Annotated in this window: 17 protein-coding genes; 11 read left to right on the plus strand and 6 right to left on the minus strand. The window is 63.7% G+C overall.

Features of this window, described 5'->3' with window-relative positions:
* Window positions 1-4: 4 nt before the first annotated feature.
* Window positions 5-568, minus strand: a complete 564-nt coding sequence (gene purE / locus ACIQLI_RS12180) for a 5-(carboxyamino)imidazole ribonucleotide mutase (RefSeq protein WP_400388606.1) — start codon at window positions 566-568, stop codon at window positions 5-7.
* Window positions 565-1,752 carry a 5-(carboxyamino)imidazole ribonucleotide synthase gene (locus ACIQLI_RS12185; protein WP_400388609.1) on the minus strand — a complete coding sequence of 396 codons (1,188 nt, stop codon included), beginning with the start codon at window positions 1,750-1,752 and terminating at the stop codon, window positions 565-567. The genes purE and ACIQLI_RS12185 overlap by 4 nt, the downstream gene beginning before the upstream one ends.
* A 191-nt stretch (window positions 1,753-1,943) precedes the next feature.
* Between ACIQLI_RS12185 and ACIQLI_RS12190 the strand changes: the two genes are divergently transcribed.
* Window positions 1,944-2,507 (plus strand): GtrA family protein, encoded by a 564-nt coding sequence (locus ACIQLI_RS12190; protein WP_400388612.1) that lies wholly within the window; start codon window positions 1,944-1,946, stop codon window positions 2,505-2,507.
* Here the strand turns inward: ACIQLI_RS12190 and ACIQLI_RS12195 are convergent.
* Window positions 2,494-3,189 carry a TIGR03089 family protein gene (locus tag ACIQLI_RS12195; RefSeq protein ID WP_400388615.1) on the minus strand — a complete coding sequence of 232 codons (696 nt, stop codon included), beginning with the start codon at window positions 3,187-3,189 and terminating at the stop codon, window positions 2,494-2,496. The genes ACIQLI_RS12190 and ACIQLI_RS12195 overlap by 14 nt on opposite strands.
* Window positions 3,190-3,567: 378 nt before the next feature.
* Here ACIQLI_RS12195 and ACIQLI_RS12200 point away from each other — a divergent pair, with 378 nt between their 5' ends.
* Genes ACIQLI_RS12200 through ACIQLI_RS12210 form a run of 3 tightly spaced genes read left to right on the plus strand, consistent with a single transcriptional unit; the run spans window position 3,568 to window position 9,126 of the window.
* On the plus strand, window positions 3,568-4,113 hold the full coding sequence (locus ACIQLI_RS12200; protein WP_081733423.1) for a WhiB family transcriptional regulator: 546 nt from the start codon (window positions 3,568-3,570) through the stop codon (window positions 4,111-4,113).
* Between the two features lie 29 nt (window positions 4,114-4,142).
* A complete protein-coding gene (locus ACIQLI_RS12205; RefSeq protein WP_400388618.1) occupies window positions 4,143-7,496 on the plus strand; it encodes a glycosyltransferase in 3,354 nt (1,117 codons plus the stop codon).
* Window positions 7,489-9,126 (plus strand): DUF5719 family protein, encoded by a 1,638-nt coding sequence (locus ACIQLI_RS12210; RefSeq protein ID WP_400388620.1) that lies wholly within the window; start codon window positions 7,489-7,491, stop codon window positions 9,124-9,126. Before ACIQLI_RS12205 ends, ACIQLI_RS12210 begins: the two co-directional genes overlap by 8 nt.
* A 7-nt stretch (window positions 9,127-9,133) precedes the next feature.
* On the opposite strand, the gene ACIQLI_RS12215 is transcribed toward ACIQLI_RS12210, so the two are convergent.
* Complete coding sequence (locus tag ACIQLI_RS12215; RefSeq protein ID WP_354230000.1) at window positions 9,134-9,652, minus strand: metallopeptidase family protein; 519 nt, start codon at window positions 9,650-9,652, stop codon at window positions 9,134-9,136.
* A gap of 143 nt (window positions 9,653-9,795) precedes the next feature.
* Between ACIQLI_RS12215 and ACIQLI_RS12220 the strand changes: the two genes are divergently transcribed.
* The 5 genes from ACIQLI_RS12220 (at window position 9,796) to ACIQLI_RS12240 (ending at window position 14,426) form a co-directional block, all read left to right on the plus strand.
* Window positions 9,796-10,173 (plus strand): DUF3499 domain-containing protein, encoded by a 378-nt coding sequence (locus ACIQLI_RS12220; RefSeq protein ID WP_400388623.1) that lies wholly within the window; start codon window positions 9,796-9,798, stop codon window positions 10,171-10,173.
* A gap of 143 nt (window positions 10,174-10,316) precedes the next feature.
* Window positions 10,317-10,535, plus strand: a complete 219-nt coding sequence (locus ACIQLI_RS12225; protein WP_354229995.1) for a Trm112 family protein — start codon at window positions 10,317-10,319, stop codon at window positions 10,533-10,535.
* A gap of 45 nt (window positions 10,536-10,580) precedes the next feature.
* Window positions 10,581-12,059, plus strand: coding sequence for an adenosylhomocysteinase (ahcY, locus tag ACIQLI_RS12230; RefSeq protein ID WP_400388627.1), 1,479 nt, complete (start codon window positions 10,581-10,583; stop codon window positions 12,057-12,059).
* Window positions 12,060-12,178: 119 nt separating this feature from the next.
* Window positions 12,179-13,399, plus strand: coding sequence for an Ig-like domain-containing protein (locus ACIQLI_RS12235; RefSeq protein ID WP_400388630.1), 1,221 nt, complete (start codon window positions 12,179-12,181; stop codon window positions 13,397-13,399).
* Window positions 13,400-13,586: 187 nt separating this feature from the next.
* Window positions 13,587-14,426 carry a pentapeptide repeat-containing protein gene (locus ACIQLI_RS12240; protein ID WP_400388633.1) on the plus strand — a complete coding sequence of 280 codons (840 nt, stop codon included), beginning with the start codon at window positions 13,587-13,589 and terminating at the stop codon, window positions 14,424-14,426.
* Between the two features lie 112 nt (window positions 14,427-14,538).
* On the opposite strand, the gene ACIQLI_RS12245 is transcribed toward ACIQLI_RS12240, so the two are convergent.
* A complete protein-coding gene (locus ACIQLI_RS12245) occupies window positions 14,539-15,342 on the minus strand; it encodes an RDD family protein (RefSeq protein ID WP_400388636.1) in 804 nt (267 codons plus the stop codon).
* A gap of 108 nt (window positions 15,343-15,450) precedes the next feature.
* On the opposite strand from ACIQLI_RS12245, the gene ACIQLI_RS12250 reads away from it, so the two are divergent.
* A complete protein-coding gene (locus ACIQLI_RS12250; RefSeq protein WP_400388638.1) occupies window positions 15,451-16,443 on the plus strand; it encodes a stage II sporulation protein M in 993 nt (330 codons plus the stop codon).
* Window positions 16,444-16,582: 139 nt separating this feature from the next.
* Window positions 16,583-17,818, plus strand: coding sequence for a TIGR01906 family membrane protein (locus ACIQLI_RS12255; protein WP_400388641.1), 1,236 nt, complete (start codon window positions 16,583-16,585; stop codon window positions 17,816-17,818).
* On the opposite strand, the gene ACIQLI_RS12260 is transcribed toward ACIQLI_RS12255, so the two are convergent.
* Window positions 17,815-18,303, minus strand: coding sequence for a hypothetical protein (locus ACIQLI_RS12260; protein WP_400388643.1), 489 nt, complete (start codon window positions 18,301-18,303; stop codon window positions 17,815-17,817). The two genes, ACIQLI_RS12255 and ACIQLI_RS12260, sit on opposite strands and share 4 nt — an antisense overlap.
* Window positions 18,304-18,405 lie beyond the last annotated feature (102 nt).

The following is an 18,405-nucleotide window of genomic DNA, read 5'->3' on the forward strand; positions in this document are numbered from 1 at the left end:
CTTCCTAGCGGGAGCTCCGGTCTGAAGCATTGGCAGGGGAGAAGACTTCCTCTACTTTGCGGCGCAGGTTTTCGCCCTTCTTGCTGGCGACGTCATTGAGCTCCTGGGCAAAATCGAGCAGATCCGAGCGGAGCTTCGCGGCGAGTTCGTCCGTTCCCGAGGCCAGCATCCGGACAGCAAGGAGTCCGGCGTTGCGGGCCCCGGCAATGGAAACCGTGGCGACGGGGACACCGGCAGGCATCTGGACGATGGACAGCAGGGAGTCCATGCCATCCAGGGTCTTAAGAGGAACGGGGACGCCGATCACAGGGAGCGGTGTCACCGAGGCCAGCATGCCGGGAAGGTGGGCGGCACCGCCTGCACCGGCGATGATGACGCGCAGTCCACGCTCGTGGGCAGTCTGGCCGTAGCGGATCATTTCGGTGGGCATGCGGTGCGCAGAAACGACGTCCGCCTCAAAGGGAATGCCGAATTCTGCCAGGGCATCCGCTGCAGCTTCCATGACAGGCCAGTCTGAATCCGAGCCCATCACGAGCCCTACCAGCGGGGCTGTTGCTTCTGACGTCATGCGGTCTCCTCAAGGGTGGTCTGCTCGGGCTTGCGGCCGTCGCGGATGATGTTGGCCACGACCGTGGCGCGCTGGCGGACAGAGTCGACGTCGGAGACCGAACTGCCTACGAGGTTCACGTGGCCGATCTTGCGGCCGGGCCGAACGGACTTGCCATAGGAGTGGACCTTGGCCGCGGGTTCGTAGGCCAAGGCCATGGGGAAGGCCTTGAACAGGTCCTGGTTCTCGCCGCCGAGGAAATTCTTCATGACCACTACGGGCGCCAGCGCGTCGGTAGCGCCGAGGGGCAGGTCCAGCACAGCCCGAAGGTGCTGTTCGAACTGGCTGGTGATGGATCCGTCCTGCGTCCAGTGCCCCGTGTTGTGCGGGCGCATGGCAAGTTCGTTGATGAGGAAGCCTGCTCCGACACCCGGCGTTTCAAACAGTTCTGCAGCCATGACGCCGGTGACGCCAAGCTCGTTGGCGATGCGCAACGCAGCTTCCTCGGCGGCAGCGGCCACCTCAACGGGGATGTTCTGGGCCGGTGCGATGACTTCGTCGCAGACACCGTCCACCTGAATGGTGTGGACCACGGGCCAGGCCCGCGATTCGCCGCTGGGGGTGCGGGCGACCAGTGCAGAGAGCTCGCGGCTGAAGTCCACCTTGGCCTCTGCCAGCAAAGGACTCATGGCCTGGAACCAATCCGCGGTGTCTACGGCGTCCTCTGGTGAGTGGACAATCCGGACACCCTTGCCGTCGTAACCGCCGCGTGGCGTCTTCAGGACAACGGGCCAGCCGATGCGGTCCCCAAAAGCCACCAGTTCTGGAACGCTGTTGACCGCGGACCACTCCGGATTGGGGAGGCCGAGCCGGTCGATCGCAGCCCGCATCACCAGCTTGTCCTGGGCGTTGACCAGCGCGTCGGGACCCGGCTGGACATTGACGCCGGCATCCAGAAGGGCCTGCAAATGCTCAGTGGGGACATGCTCGTGGTCGAACGTCAGCACGTCCAGGCCCTTGGAGAACTCAAGGAGAGCGTTCAGGTCCTTGTAGTCGCCGATCGGGGCTGTGGCCACCGCGGCAACAGCCGAAACGTCCTCACCCTCAGCCAAAACACGGAGTTCGAAGCCCAGGGCGGTAGCGGGCGGAGCCATCATTCGTGCGAGCTGGCCGCCGCCAACAACGCCAATTACTGGAAAAGTCACAAGGTTCAGCCTACCGAACCGGCGGCGGGATCACTGATTCTGCCGCCCTTGCGGCTGCTTTTCCACAGCTTCCGGCGGCATGAGGACGCCAGTATTGGCGTTCTCACAGTCACCTCAAAGGCAGTGCGGGGAAATGGGCGCTAAAATGGACTTGGCCCATCGGCCCACCTTTTCAACGGCCATGGAGGGTCATGATCACCACACTTGCAGATCGCATCCGCGGACTCGCCTCGCTTTTTTGGCGTGAAGTAGCGAAGTTCGGCGCCGTCGGCGGTGTTGCTTTTGTCATTGACTCGGCCGTTTTCATCTGGTTGTTTTCCGGACCGATGCACGGCAGCGAAGTGTGGGCCAAGGCCATAGCAACCATCGTTGCAAGTGTTTTCTCGTGGGTCGCAAACCGTTTTTGGACCTTCCGCCACCGCAAACAGGCGAATGTGGTCCGTGAGGCCATGTTGTTCGCCGTCATGAACCTGGTGGGGCTCCTGATTGCGTCCGGTTGTGTGTGGTTCGCCAAGTACATCCTGGACCTGAACGACAAGCCCTCGCTGTTCATCGCAGGCAGCGTGGTAGGCCTCGTCCTGGGCACCATCTTCCGCTTCTTTGCCTACCGCTTTTGGGTATTCAACGAAGAACTGGATGCCGAGCCCGAGTTCTCGCATGACCACGAGATCATCGAACTCCACCACAAAGCCAAGAGCGACGCCGGAGCTGCCAACCCCGGCACCGGCGAGTTGCCGTCCGTTAAGAACGGCTGACCCGCTCGTTCTCCAGCAGGTGCTCAGTCACCTCAAGGTCAGGGTGCACCAGCACTACCGAGCCGTCGCCATGCCACGCGCCCAGTGACGATGCCAGGCATTTCTCCAGGCCGTCTGTTGCGCGAACCAGCAAACGGACGCCGGGTTCATGGCCGGCGGCAAATTCCTCGATAAGGGCTCCGTGGGTGAGTTCGGCAGCACCCCGCACTGCGGGCAAATCCGCGGCAGGCTCGTGGTGCGCCATAAAGACGTCGCCATGGGAGCGGACTTCCGCCGCGTAGTCCACGACGCCGGATGGCAGCTCACCGGGCCAACGCATCGCAAGCGCCGCGAGCGGTACGGCCACCACCGCGTCGAAGCCGGACCCGTTGCCGTCGTCGGGACTGTCGGTGACCAGCAGATCCGCGGAGGTGCGGTCAAAGACCACCTCCATGCCCAGCTGCCAGGCCGCCAAAGCCCACACGAATGACTTCCAGTGCGCGGGGAGGTCCAACCGGATGGTCATGCCGGGTTCCGCGTCCAGCTCGTCCTGCAGGAGATTGCTGGTTTTGGCCACCCAGTTGTCCAGGACACGGCCCGAAAGCTCCACCCGTTCGGAGTCAGGCCCGTACCACGTGAGCCGTGGTGACGTTGAATGGCCGGATCGCAGGGCGGTCATCAGGTTCGCTGCCGGGATGCTCATGCGTCAATCTTGCCACGGTGGCCCCGCGCCGACCGGGGGATTATCGCCGGGATTGTGAATTGCGACACATGTGATTTACTCCAGTCGGTGGGTGCCTCGCGTCGCAAGGCTTAATTTTCCGCGGAAATTCAATGAAAGTTCACGTAAATCGATCCGGGCCTCCCGTTTTCCGCGGAGACACGCGGCGGCGCGGGCAAAATCTTGGGCGTGGCGCATCCCACGTTTCTCCGGATTCTTGATTATTATCCCGGCGCAGCTTGACTGGCGGGTAGTTACACGCGTGTAATTAGTAATCAAACGCCGCTGCACAGATATCCGGAACGTCGCCGGGAATCGGAAACACATCCACGCAGCAGCTGCAAAATCAGGAGGGACGCCATGGGGCAAGCGTTGCGTATCCAGGAAGATGCAGTCGTCGCAGAACATGCGTCGGTGAAATACCGTTCGCGGGAAGTGCCGGGGGATTGGTACGTCGACCCAGCGGATCCGGAAGCGGCAGACCGCTACAACCAGAATGTGCAGGACTCTTTGGAGGATCAGGCAACTGCCCTCCTGGCTGCACATGAGGCGCTGATCGGCGATCTGCCTGCAGGGCCCGAAGAAGACTTGGACGACCCTCCCATGGAGGTGCGTCGTCCGCTGGAAACACCGGGGCAGCCCGTATGGATCGGCCTTCCGGGCCAAGGCGACTTCGATGACGAAGGTGAACTTGGTTGGCAGACTGATGCACTGTGTGCTCAAACCGATCCGGAAGCATTCTTCCCGGAAAAGGGTGGTTCCACCAGGGACGCCAAGAAAGTCTGCGGGGCGTGCAACGTCCGTTCGCAGTGCTTGGAATATGCCCTCGCCAATGATGAGCGGTTCGGTATTTGGGGCGGACTCTCCGAGCGGGAGCGTCGTCGGCTAAGGAAGCGAGCGGTCTAATTCTCAAGGAAGTTCACGTTACCGCCGTTGTGGTCTCCCACAACGGCGGCAACTATCTCCCCAGGACACTGGCGGCACTGTCGGACCAAACACGTCCGGCAGATGCCGCCATTGGCATTGATACAGGTTCCACGGACAATTCGCTGGACATGCTTCGCGAAGCTTTCGGCCAGGGCAATGTCACCACTTTCCAGCAAGCGAAATCCGGTTTCGGTGCAGCAGTCCAGGCAGGCCTCCATGAGCTGGCGCAGGACGAGGACGCCACCGGTGATGACCACGGAAAACACGCCGGCTCTGTTCACTGGATCTGGCTCCTTCACGACGACGCCGCTCCGGCACCCGACGCCTTGGCGGAACTTCTGCACGCCGTGGAACGGGCCCCGTCGGTAACAGTGGCCGGTTGCAAGCAGCTCGGTTGGGACAATGAGCGGCACTTGGTGGACGTAGGACTCTCCACGAGCCGCTGGGCCGAGCGCCTGACCCTGATCGACGCCGACGAAGTAGACCAGGGGCAATACGACGCCCGCACGGACACCTTCGCCGTGAATTCTGCCGGGATGTTGATCCGCCGCGATGTCTGGGAGCTGCTGCAGGGATTTGATCCTGCGCTGCCCGGCAGCGGTGATGACGTGGACTTCTGCTGGCGGAACTGGCTGGCCGGCAATCGCGTGGTGGTGGTTCCCAGCGCCAGGATGTTCCACGTGGAGCACCGGCCCCATGGGTTGGGCACCTCCTCAGCCGCGCGCAAGGCCCAGATCCATCTGCGGCTCAAGCACGCTCCCTGGTGGAAGGTCCCGTTCCAGGCTGTGGGAGCCCTGTTCGGCGCCATCGTTCGACTCATGCTGAGCATTTTGGTCAAGGAGCCGGGATACGGCTTCTCGCAGTTCACAGCAACCGTTGCCGCCTTGGTCCGGCCGGTCGCCATTGCCCGGGGCCGCCGCGTTGCCGCAAAGACACGCCGTGTCCACCGTTCCGTGGTCCGCGGCCTGCAAACATCAACCCGTGAAGTCCGTTCCAACAGGCGGTCCTTACTGGAGGCAATCCGCCCCAGTGACGACTCGTCCGCAGTTTCGGACCTGCTGGCTCCCGAACCCAGCGGCGATGCCGCGGATGACTTCGCATCGTTGGCAACCAACGAACGCGGTTGGGTAGGAACAGGCGCCGTCGCGGCGGCCGTGCTGGCCCTTGCCGCTGCGTTTGTTGGACTGCTTGGGCTGCTCCGCTCCGGCGTCGTGGCCGGTGGCGGCCTCATCCCGCTCTCTGCAACGCCGGGAGACATCTGGGCCAATGCCTCCACGTGGTGGATTTCCCTCGGCGCAGGATTGCCGGGGCACGGGGATCCCTTCGGATACGTGCTGTGGCTGCTGTCCCTGTTTGGCGGGGGAGACGGCAACCCGGCCATGGCTTGGCTGCTGATCCTTGCCATGCCGCTGTCCGCTGTTGGCGCATGGTTCGCAGCGGGCGCTTTGACCACCAAGCGTCGTTTCCGGACTGTCGCTGCCTTGGCGTGGTCTGCCGCCCCCGCTCTGCTGGTCGCGATCAATGAGGGCCGCGCGGGCGCCTTGATTGCCCATGTGATGATGCCGCTGTTGCTGCTGGCACTGTTGCGCGCCTCCGGATCTGCGATTGGCCACGTGCATTCACACCCCGTCTCTTCACTGAGCAGGCGGCCCGCTCCGATTCTCGGAAAGCCGGGCATCAACGGAACACCGTCCTGGACCGCTGCCGCGGCCGGAGGGCTGGTCATGGCCATTGTGACTGCATCGGCACCATCGCTTTTGGGGCCGATTGTTGTTGCGGTGATCCTGGCCGCCGTCATCCTGGGCCAGCGCGGAAAGACGCTGTGGTGGTCACTCCTGCCCACAGTTGCTTTGTTCTTGCCTTACGGAATTTCCGTGCTGGACAGGCCCCGTGCCCTGCTGGCTGATCCCGGACTGCCGTTGACCTTCGAAGCCGCGCCGCTCTGGCAGCAATTGCTCGGGCAGCCGTTGGCATTCGACCTCGACGGCGGCCTGACCGGCTTGGCCTTCTTCGGTCCGGGCGCCATACCCTGGGCTTTGCTGCTGGCGCTGTTGGTCAGTGCGCCGATCCTGATTCTGGCAATGACGGCACTGTTCCTGCCCGGCAAGCGGACGGCCCTGGCAAGGGTGTTCTGGGTGGCCGCCCTGGCCACCTTGGCGAGTGGCTGGTTGGTGGGGCATGTCGCCACGGGCGTTAACAACAACGTCATCGTTGGACCTTTCACCGGTCCCGCCGTGTCGGCAGCCGGCATGTTGCTGCTTGGTGCTGCGGTCATTGGCGCGGACAAGCTCTTCTCCGCGCCGCGACGTATGACCGATTCCAGTGGCCCAAAGGTGCCCCTGCGGCGCGTGGCTTCCGGGCTGGTCCTGACGCTCCTCGTGGCTGGGCCCCTTGCGGGCATGGGCGCCTGGGCAGGTCAGAACGTCCTCCAGCCTTCGCCCGCGTCCGGGGCGCCGACCTCACCCGGCGCGGCCCAACCACCGTCGTCCCTTGGGGCTGAACGCCAAGTATGGCCGGTGGACTCCGGCACTTTGCCGGCCACCGCCGTCGATCGCGGAGAGGGCCCCGAACGTACCCGCACGCTGGTAATTACCAGCGGCGAGCAGGGCGCGTTTACGTCCTCGTTGATGCGCGGCGCCGGCACCACCCTGGACAGTTTGTCCACCATCGCGTCGGCCCGCACCATCATCGGTGCCCCGGGTCGCGAAGAAATTGTGGACGACGACGTCGCCACAGCCTCGCTTCGGCGGGCAGTGGCCACCATTGTGGCCAGCAGTGGAGTGGACCCGCGCGCTGACCTGGAACAGCTGGGGGCCGGCTTCGTGGTCCTGAAAGCTGCGGATAACGCAGCCCAGTTGACGGCAAGCAGAATCGACGCCGTCCCGGGCCTTGTTGCCGTTGGGCAGACCGACGCCGGATGGCTGTGGCGTGTCTCGCCACGGAACCAGCCTGCCGCTACAGCTGCTGAAACCGCGCACCGCGTCAGGATCATTGATGCCGAGGGCAAGACGATGGCCAATCTGCCGGCTGAGGAAGTGTCCGTGGACGCTACCGTCCCGGCGGGTGGCGAGGGCCGCAAGCTTGTTCTTGCCGAACGGTCCGATCCCGGCTGGACGGCCTCGATGGATGGGAAGCAACTTAAGCCTGCCACGTCCGGCTGGTCGCAGGCCTTTGAACTCCCGGCCAACGGCGGCGAGCTGGAAATCCGTTACACCAACCCCTGGGCATTGTGGTTCGGCATCATGCAGGCCGTGGTGATCGGGCTGACGCTCCTGTTGGCCATACCGATGCCCGCGCGCCGCACCCGAACCGGTATGTCGAGGGATGAAGTCTCCCTCCGTAAGGAGTACAGCAGTGTCTGAGGACCAGAAGCAGCCCGTCGACGAAAAACCGTCGCGCAGTTCCAGCAAGGGCTCGCGAAGTTCCAACCGGGGCGTCGTCACTGGTGTCCTCTCCGCAGCGGTCATCCTGGCCGCCGGTGGTGGTGCTGTTGCGGCGACGTCGATGATGCCCGAACCCTCCGGCGGGATCACCATGGACTTCCGGCAGGCCGATGTTCCGGCCGGCCGTGCACTGGGTGTGTGCCCGGAACCCGCGAGGCTGGTCAATGGAACGGTGGTGGGAACGGATGCAGATTTCAGCCCTGTCTCCACTACCGCCGCCAGCGCCCTCAACGCAGTGGTGCTCAGTAATCCGGCCGGTACGGTTCCTGGAAGCAAGGTGACGTCGCTGGAAGGTGACGCAGTTGCTGAGATCGCCAAAGCGCCGGCCAGCACTCCCACGCCTACGGCCGGACCTCCGGTGTTGTCTGCCGGTGTGGCCTCGATTTCCCCGGTCACGGCTCCGGCCGTGGTGGGAGCGGATCCCCTGGGGAATGAGCAGGCCTCCCTTGCTGCCAATCTCAGCTACGCCGCCACCGATGGAGACCTCCGCGGCCTGGCGTCAGCCCAATGCCAATCGCCGGGAAACGACGCCTGGCTGTTGGGCGCCAACACGGCGGTGGGCCGTACGGCAGTCCTGAACCTGAGCAACGCTTCGGAGACTCCGGCCACGGTTAACCTGGACATCTTTGGGGAGAAGGGCCAGATCCAGGCGCCGGGAGCCCGCGGACTCCTGGTAGCTCCCGGAACCACCCGCTCGGTGAACCTCGCCGGCCTGGCCCCCAGCGAAAGCGAACTGGCTGTCCACGTTCGCAGCACGGGTGGCCCGGTGGTTGCGACCATTCAGCAAAGCGTATTGCGCGGCCTCGCTCCCGGCGGCGTCGAATACCTTTCGCCGGGCTCAGGGGCCTCGAGCCTGCAGGTCATGTCCGGCGTCGATATCCAGGATCCGGCGGCCACAAAGGCACTCGCCACGAAGCCCGGTTTCGCCGACGCAGCACCTGCCCTGCAGATCGCCGTTCCCGGCTCCACCGATGCCGTAGTGCAGGTCAGTCTGTACGGGGCCAATGGCGAACGCAAGATTCCCAGCGGCGGAGTGGTCACTGTCAAAGGCGGATCCGTGGCTACCGTGAACCTGGAAGGCATCCCTGCCGGCACTTACACCGTCAAGGCCAGCTCAGATGTTGCCTTCGTGGCCTCGGCCCGGGTTACACGGGGAGCCAAGGCCGAGGACGCCACTGACTTCGCGTGGTCTCCCTCCTCGGCCCGTCTCGGCAGCCAGCACCTCGTGGCCGTTCCCCGCAACGGGCAGCGGTACCTGAGTTTCGGCGTCCCCGAGGGGCGGGGCACAGTCACCTATGCCCCTGTCACCGCAGACGGCGCAGTGGGCAAATCCGTAGACGTTGACATGTCCGGCGGCACCACATCGTTGATTGAACTTCCCTCAAAGTCCGGCGATTCGGTGGTAGCGGGGTATGTAGTGTCAGCCTCCGGCGACCCCATCTATGGCGCACTGGTCCTTGGCACGCAGGGCCGTCCGGACATCTCGGTAGTGGCAATCCAGGACGCGGCCGCGGGACTCGAGAAGGTCCCGGTCTCCGTGGGCTACTAGCGGGGCGTTACTGATACCGGCGGCGATATACGGGATCCAGCGTCTCCGGGGGTACGCCCAGCATTTCAGCGGTGTACTCCACTACGACGTCATGCACCAGGTCCTGGAGTTCCTCGCGGGTGGTGCAGCCTTGCTCCACCACCCTGCGGTACACCGTGATCATGGGGGCTTCGCCGCGACCACCGGGTGTATACGAGCCCAGGGGGGCGGTGCTTCCCATGGCAACAAGTTGTTCCAGGTTGGGAGGGATCTCGTCGACGGCAAAAAGGACGCCGTCAAGCTGCTTGCCCCACATGTCCTGGAGCCGCTCTGCGGAGTCCAGCACCATGTCATCGAAGCGCTCTGCGCGGGTGCGGAAGCCGGGAAGGCTGGGGAGCATCAGCTCTCCGCGCAGTCCCCGCCCATGCCGGTTGCGCCGGCGCCGCCGGAAACCGCGCACACCCGAACCGGCGTGTTGCCCTGCCTGATCGCCATCGGCGTCAGTCCACCGGATGGTGAATCCGGGAACATGTGGCTGTGACTGCATATATCGACTTTAGTCCCGAGGAACCGCCAGCGCGACATCATGGCCTGCAGCGCGCCGGAGTTGCTGATGTGCCGGCGGGTTCAGGGGAGCCACGGGCCACCAATGCGCAACTCTGTCGCCAGTTGGCGCTAATCTGGGATGTTGTGGGTGCTATTCGTCAATGTTCAAGATCAGCCTGCCGCCAGTCGGCGGTGGCCACTTTGACGTACGTGTACGCCGAGTCGACCGCCGTCCTTGGTCCCTTGGCCACGTATGCCGAACCGCACGCCTACGATCTTTGCTCACAGCATGCAGAAAGCCTGACGGTCCCGCGTGGCTGGGAAGTCCTGCGCCTGGCGATGCCGGCCACGCCGCCTGAACCTGGGCCCGACGACCTCCTGGCCCTTGCCAACGCCGTCCGTGAGGCAGCGTCAGCGGCTCCCGAAACTCCTGCCCGGCACAGCCACGGGCAGATGGAGCCGCCTGCAGCGGTCGAGGTAACCCGACGCGGCCACCTGCGCATCCTCCGCGAACCGTCCTGACGCGTTCGCTGTAGTGTCCTGTTTCTGCTTCGGACGCAATTCGTCGCCCTGCTCCAAACAGGCTGATCCTGCGCGGTAGTCTGGAATCTGCAGATAACATCCGCCACCCGCGCCATGACGGCGCCACCCAGGGAGCATCATTCATGCCAAAGGTCAGTCCTGAACTGTTGTCCATCCTGCGCTGCCCCGTGTCGGGTTCACCGCTGGTCCAGGAGGGCGAGGAGCTGGTCTCCACCGCTGGAGACTCCACCGGGGAAAAGCTCCGCTACGCAATCGAGGACGGCATCCCGCTGCTCTTGCCGCCGGAGCTCCTCGCCGCGGCCCATGCAGCCACCTCCGGCCAGCACGATTCCAAGGCCTAACCCACACTTCTTCCCGCAATCCGCACGGTACCCCTAAGGACTTCCATGACTTTCGACTTCAAAGTGGCTGACATCACCCTTGCGGAGGCTGGCCGCCACCAGATCCGCCTTGCCGAGCACGAGATGCCGGGGCTGATGTCCCTCCGCGCCGAATTCGGTGCTTCGCAGCCGCTCAAGGGCGCCCGGATTGCCGGTTCCCTGCACATGACCGTCCAGACGGCGGTCCTCATCGAGACCCTCACGGCCCTGGGCGCTGAGGTTCGGTGGGCTTCCTGCAACATCTTCTCCACCCAGGACGAAGCCGCTGCCGCCGTCGTGGTCGGTAAGGGTACCCCGGAAGATCCGCAGGGTGTTCCGGTCTTCGCCTGGAAGGGCGAGACCCTGGAGGAGTACTGGTGGACTGCGGAGCAGATCCTCACCTGGCCCGGTGCCGACACCAACCCGGAACTGGGCCCCAACATGATTCTCGACGACGGCGGCGACGCCACACTGCTGCTGCACAAGGGCGTGGACTTCGAGGCTGCCGGCGCCGTTCCTACCGCCACTGAGGAGGACCCGGAAGAATACGTCCTCATCCTGGACCTCCTCCGCAGGACCCTGGCAGCTGATCCGCAGAAGTGGACCCGCCTGGCTGCCCGCATCGAGGGTGTCACGGAAGAAACCACCACCGGCGTCCACCGCCTGTACCAGCTCGCCGAGCAGGGAAAGCTGTTGTTCCCGGCCATCAACGTCAATGACTCTGTCACCAAGAGCAAGTTCGACAACAAGTACGGCATCCGCCACTCCCTTCCCGATGGCATCAACCGTGCCACCGACGTCCTCATGGGTGGCAAGGTGGCCGTTGTCTGTGGTTATGGCGACGTCGGCAAGGGCGCTGCAGAGGCCCTGCGTGGCCAGGGTTCCCGCGTCATCGTCACCGAAATCGATCCCATTTGCGCCTTGCAGGCCGCCATGGACGGCTACCAGGTTGCCAAGCTGGAGACGGTTCTGGCCCAAGGTGACATCTTCATCACCACCACTGGCAACAAGGACGTCATCATGGCCGAGCACATGCTGGGCATGAAGAACAAGGCGATCGTTGGCAACATCGGCCACTTTGACAATGAGATCGACATCGCCGGGCTGGCGAAGATCCCGGGTGTCAAGAAAGTGGAGATCAAGCCCCAGGTCCACGAATGGGTGTTTGAAGAGGGTTCGGAATCCGAGCGGTCCATCATCGTGCTGTCCGAGGGCCGCCTCCTCAACCTGGGCAACGCCACGGGACACCCGTCCTTCGTGATGAGCAACTCCTTCGCCAACCAGACCATCGCGCAGATTGAGCTGTGGACCAAGAAGGACCAGCCCGCCGGCGAACGCGAGTACGGGAAGCAGGTTTACGTGCTTCCGAAGATCCTGGACGAGAAGGTAGCGAGGCTTCACCTGGACGCCTTGGGGGTAGAACTCACCGAACTCAGCAAGGACCAGGCCGATTACCTGGACCTGGACATTGCCGGACCGTACAAGCCGGAGCACTACCGCTACTAAAGCGGGCTGGCACTACCCAAATCGATGGCGAAAGGCCGGACACGCGAGCAGCGTGGCCGGCCTTTCGGCTAGAATTGGGTGTTCAGTATTGCTTGCCGGGGGACAGGAAGACGGAAAACATGACGGAAGTCGCCAAACGGAAGACGGGCAAGATCCTTGCCATCGCAGGGATCTGCGCCGCTATTGCCGTGGGCGGAATCGGCGTTGCTACCGTGCCCGGACTGCTGGCTGGCTCTTCGCAGGACGGCGGTGCTGCGGCGTCTCCCACGCCCACTGTGGACGCAAAGCCCGTGGAGTTGGGCATCACCCCGCTGGACGGTGCCATCGAATGGAATCCCGTGGTGGGCCCACAGATCAAAGCAGTCAACGGCAAGGTCAAAGACGTCGTCCTGGCTCCGGTAGCCGGGGGCACACCTGTCCAGGGCAAGACGAGCCCGGATGGAAGCACGTGGACTACCTCGGAAGTACTGAAGTTTAAAACCCAGTACACCTATTCCTTCACCGTGGTTGATACCGCCGGGAAGGAAACCAAGAAGACCCAAACCTTCACCACCGTTTCCGCGGCGTACGAGGCCGATGCTTCCATCTACCCCCGCAACGGAACCACGGCAGGTTCAGGCCAGCCCATCGAGATCAACTTCAGCGAGCCCGTGGTGGACAAAGCAGCCATGGAGAAGCGGGTGGCCATCACGGTGTCCTCCGGCCAGCCGGTGGCTTGGCACTGGTATTCGGACACGAAGGTCCGGATCCGCCCCGAAGCTTTCTGGGCGTCAGGAACCACTGTCACGGTGGACATGAAGCTCCTGGGCGTCGACTTTGGCAACAAGATGATCGGCAACGCGGACGTGGTGTCCACGTTCACTACCGGTCCCCAGCGTGTGGCCGTGGTGGATGACAACACCAAGACCATGAACGTTTACTCGGACGGGCAGCTGGTGCACACTGCGCCTGTGTCGCTCGGCGGCGAAGACTGGCTGTCTCCCACCGGCTACGCCGTGATCATGGAGCAGGAACGCCACTCCAACTTCAACGCGGGGACCATTGGCCTGAAGCCGGGTGACAAGGGCTACTACCCGCCGCTGGTGGTGGAGTACGCCAACCGGCTGACCTGGTCCGGCGTGTATGTCCATCAGGCCCTTGAAGCGGCCTGGAGCTCCATCGGGGTTGCCAACGTTTCGCACGGGTGCGTGGGACTGCTGCCCGCAGATGCTGCCTGGTTCTTCAACAACATGAAGACCGGCGACGTCGTACAGATCCTCAACACAGGAGCTCCCGCAGTAGAGCCCCTGGAGGGCTTCGGTGACTGGAATATCCCTTGGGCGAGCTACGCCCAGCGCTAGCCCGGCGGTTATCATGATGGCAGTGATTATTTCCTGCGCTCTTTGACCCACCTTTACTGTGCTGACCACGTGTTGGCCCTTCATTTTGTGCTGCCCTCCTCGGTGATTCCGGGTTTCCCTGCGGGGAACCCGTCAACGGGTTCCCCGGCTCTTTCCACCGGACCCTTTTTGATCACCTGGAGCACACATGACTCTTCAACCAACCCTTCGCCCGGACTGCGGCACCTGTTTCGCCCTTTGCTGTACAGCACTCGGATTTGCCCGCTCGGCTGACTTTGCCATCGACAAACCAGCGGCGACGCCATGCCCGAACATGTCCGCTGACTTTTCCTGCGCCATCCATCAACGCCTCCGGCCGCGCGGATTCCGTGGCTGCACCGTTTTCGATTGCTTCGGTGCAGGCCAAGTGGTCTCCCAGCGCACCTTTGGCGGTACCAGCTGGAGGGACAATCCCTCGTCCACGTCCTCGATGTTCGCCGTGTTCAAGGTGGTGAAGCAACTCCACGAAATGCTCTGGTACCTGGCCGAAGCTCAGCAACGGACCTTCGATCCCGACCTCGCGTCAGCGGCCGGCCACCTGTCCGGGCGTATAGCAACCACCGCCCAAGGCGACGCAACAGCGATCCTGGACACCGACGTCGAAACCCTGCATATGGAAGTGCGGGCCCTCCTGATGGAGGTCAGCGAAGAACTACGGGCATCCTACGGAGCCGAGGACACGCAAACGCACGACGACGGTACTCACCGGAACGGTGAACACAGCGGCGCCGACCTGATGGGCGCGGACCTGGCGAATCAACGCCTCTGCGGATCCAACTTCCGCAGTGCCTACCTGATAGGAGCAAACCTCAGGAACAGCGACCTCACGGCAGCAGACCTCCTGGGAGCCGATCTCCGAGGAGCCCACCTCCACGGCGCAGACCTCTCCAGGGCCCTGTATCTGACCCAACCCCAAATCACCGCCGCCGAAGGCGACCCCGCCACCCTCCTGCCACAAAGACTCACAAAACCGGATCACTGGAACTAATGCCTGCAACCGGGACAAGCCGGGCGGCCGGCGTCCGGCAGCGTGCGTCCAAGCGAGGAACGAGCGAGCACGCAGAGGACGGCGGCCGCCCGGCGTCAGCCGGTGGCGGGCACTAACCGTCAGTGAACGGCAGCTTTTGTAGTCGCTCACCTACGGTCGCGTTCCGCTTCTCCGCGTGGCGCAGTCGCACGAGTTCGCGGTTGCGTCGTTCCCCGAGGACGGCCCCGATGTAGTCCTCGGCGATGGTCCCGGAGGGCGGGAGGGGGGCCACGTATTTGGCCAGTTCGGAGGCGATGGCCGTGGCCATGTTGACCCGGGATGCCGGGGCCATGAGGTAGGCCTGCTGCACGAAGGTACCGGCCCTTCGTGCAGTGGCGTCCGGAACCCTGCCGATGTCCGCCATGGCGGCCCAGGCCTGGAGGTAGTGCGGTGCTACGGGCATGATGCGCGGTTTTGAGGGTACCCGTTGGCGGAGCGAGTAGGTGCCGGCCACGATGTCGCCGAGGCGCTTGGATTTGTCGTTGAACAGTGCCACGCCGATCGCCAGGCCGCCGAAGGTCAGATAGATCTCAAGGACGCCAAGCAGCCCCCGGATGACGGCGTGCCGGAAGCGGATGGAACCGCCGTCGTCGCGCACTATGCGAAGTCCTGTTGCGAGCTTTCCCAGGGATCGTCCGCGGGTGAGGGTTTCCACGGCGACGGGAACAATGACGATGGAGAACACAACGCTGCTAAGGATCAGTGCGCGGATCGCGGCGTCGTCGAGGTCCTCTGATGCAATGCTGATGAGGATGATGAGGAGTATCGCGAGGGCTACCTGGGAGATGATGTCGAGGATGAGTCCCAAGGCGCGGGCAGCAAAGGATGCCGGTCGCAGCTCGAGGACCACTGCCTCGCCTGTGATGATTGAACTCATGCCCAGCCCCCATGCCTCGCAAACGCTGCGGGCGCTTGGCGTGCCCGCATCACCGAGTCTAGCGGCGGGACCCACCCCGCGCGTGGACTGAGGCGCTAGGGTGGTGCCGTGGACATCGACGCCTTCTCGGCCGTACATGGGGACAAATGGTCCAGGCTTCATTTTCTTGCGCATAAGCGCCGTCTCACTGGAGCCGAGGCCGATGAGTTGTTGCGGCTGTATCAGACGGTATCGGGGCATTTGTCCCTGATCCGCTCGGTGGCTCCGGAGACAGCGTTGTCCGCCACGCTGTCCGCAGGGCTCGCACAGGCCCGGACCAGGTTCACGGGGGCGCGCTCGAATTTCATGGAGGACCTGGCCGGGTTCTTCGTTATCTCCTTGCCCGCGGCGTTCTACCGGATCCGCTGGTTGACCCTGTGGTGCGGACTGGCTTTCGTGGTGGTGGCAGGGGCGTACGCCCTGTGGATTGGAACGTCGGCGGAGGCGCTGAGGGCGGTGGGCAGTGATGCCAGGATCCAGCAGTACGTGGACGAAGATTTCATTGACTACTACTCGGAGAACCCGGCTGCCTCGTTTGCCGGCGCCGTGTGGACCAACAACGCCTGGATTTCTGCCCAGGCCGTGGCGTTCGGAGTCACTGGATTCTGGGTGCCGTACATCCTGTTCATGAATGCCCAAGGCCTGGGCATCGCCGCGGGACTTTTCCTGGCGACGGGGAAAATGGATGTCTTCTTCAGCTACATCCTTCCGCACGGACTGATGGAGTTGACGGCAGTGTTCATCGCCTGCGCAGCGGGCCTCAAAATCTTTTGGGCCATGGTGCGGCCGGGGCCCCGCACTCGGCTGCAGGCTGTGGCTGACGAGGGGCGTTCCCTGATCACGATTGCGCTGGGGTTGGTGCTTGTCCTGCTCGTTTCCGGAATGGTGGAGGGATTCGTGACCCCCAGTCCGCTGCCCGTGTGGGCGAAGATCACCATCGGCGCCCTGGTTCTGGCCGGGTATTGGGTCTACACGTTGGTGCTCGGTGGCAGGGCCGCCCGGACCGGTGTTACCGGGGACCTTGACGCGAACGACGCAGGATATCGCAGCATCGCTGCGTAGACCTTACAGTTACGTTTCGATCTGGGCGCAGCCGGGGTGGCACAGCGTGTCGTCGGAAGGCCGGGCGGTAGGCTCGAATGCAGACAAGAGAGCCGGCAGTACGCATTCGCCGGTGGATGCCTACGGAAGTGAAACCGCTGTGAGCGACAAGAGCCCAAAACCACAAGAACCGGACACGGACGTCCACGAGGACCCCAACGAACCGGCCTTCGACTGGATGAAGCCGAAGACCTCCGGTGGTGCCTCTGCGGCTGCTCCCGCCACGACGGCCACGCCCGCGCCCACGCAGGGTAGAGCGGGGCCCGCAGGTGCGACGGCGCCTTCCGCCACCGGGGCTGCGCCCACCACCGGCTCTGCGCCCACTGCCGGGGCTGCGCCCACTGCCGCGACGCCTGCCGGCGGCCAGCCTGAAAGCCGCGCCCACCGGAAAGCTGCAGAAGCGGCCGACGTCGAGCCGGAACCCCCGCTGTTCGCTGACACTCTTGCGGGCAACTCCGCTGAGAAGCAGGAGTCGCACTATTCGGAACCTTTGCCGACGTCGGCCCTTCAGGTCCGACCGCCGGAGGACGAAGTGGCGCGACGCAACGCGGAACGCGAGCAAGCCGCCAAGGTGAAGCCAATCGGACCACGGGTTTTCCAGGTTCTGTTGGCCATCTTCTACCCGGTGATCCTCCTGGTGCTCGCCGTCCGGGCGGTCACCAGCCCCCTGTTCCTGTGGGTGGAGTACAACCGGCCGGGTTTCCCGGGCGACGGCTATGGGTTCAGCACTGATGACCGTATGACCTACGGCTCGTACGCCGTGGACTACCTCAGCAACTGGGCAGGTCCCCGCTACCTCGGTGGCTTGGTCCACCAGGACGGTGCCAAGCTCTTCACGGACAGCGAAGTGGCGCACATGGCTGACGTCAAGCTTGTCATCCTGTCGTCCTTCGGAGCAGGGTTGCTGCTCATCATCCTGAGCATCATCGCCATCCTGTACTTGCGTAAGCGCAGCAACGGCGGAATCCGTCGAGGACTGTTTGCCGGATCCATCGTCACGTTGGTCATCATCATTGGCCTCGCTGTCCTGGCAGCACTGAGCTGGCAGCAGTTCTTTACCGAGTTCCACCGGATCTTCTTCGCCAACGGAACCTGGACGTTCTCGCTGGAAGACACCCTCATCCGGCTCTTCCCGGGGCAGTTCTGGATAGATGCGGGCATCGTCATCGGCGCGTTGGTGTTCCTCGTGGCGACGGTGACGTTCATCTTCACGTGGCCCACCAAGCGGCGCCGGGGTGCTGCCACAACGGCTGACCAAGCCGAGGTCTTGGACGATGACGCGGCCACAGACGATGCGGACAACCTCAGCAGAGAATCAGCCGACGCCAGGCGCTAGCAGGGCAGGCTCCGCGGCGTGCCCTGGGGCGCCAGAATGTGAACGATCTGCTCAGGGCGGTCTGTGCTGGCTATGACGGTCTTGCCGCTTTTCATCTCGATATCGATCTCGGGGCCGCCGACGAGGTACCCGACCATTCCGGGACCCATGATGCGATATCCATATCCGCTGGCCCCGGCAGTGTTGTCGGTGGTGACCGCGGCAATATCAGCCCTGGACAGTGTCCGTTTGAAAACGTCGCAGAAGACGATCACGACGCGGTGTTCGTCCACCTTGACGGCGACGCTCATGAACGCCACCAGCGATCCCACCGGGAAAGTAATTAGCGGTACCAGCAGGAAATCGATTCGCTGTTGGACTATCGACAGAATGATGAAAAGTGTGCCGAAGGCTATGAATGCCAGCCCCAGGATTCGTGGAACCATGCTGGCCCTGGCGCGGGAATAGTAAAGCGCCTGTGCCGGCCCTGCTGAACTTGCTGCCATGAGGTCCCCCTGAACGTGTGGTTCGTGAGGGCAACGCTACGGCCCAAACAAGGACCCTCAGATGAGGGAACAGTGAATTAGGTGGCGATTCTGGCGAAATTA

This window comes from Paenarthrobacter sp. NPDC091669, assembly GCF_044756725.1.
Lineage (GTDB): Bacteria > Actinomycetota > Actinomycetes > Actinomycetales > Micrococcaceae > Arthrobacter > Arthrobacter bambusae_C.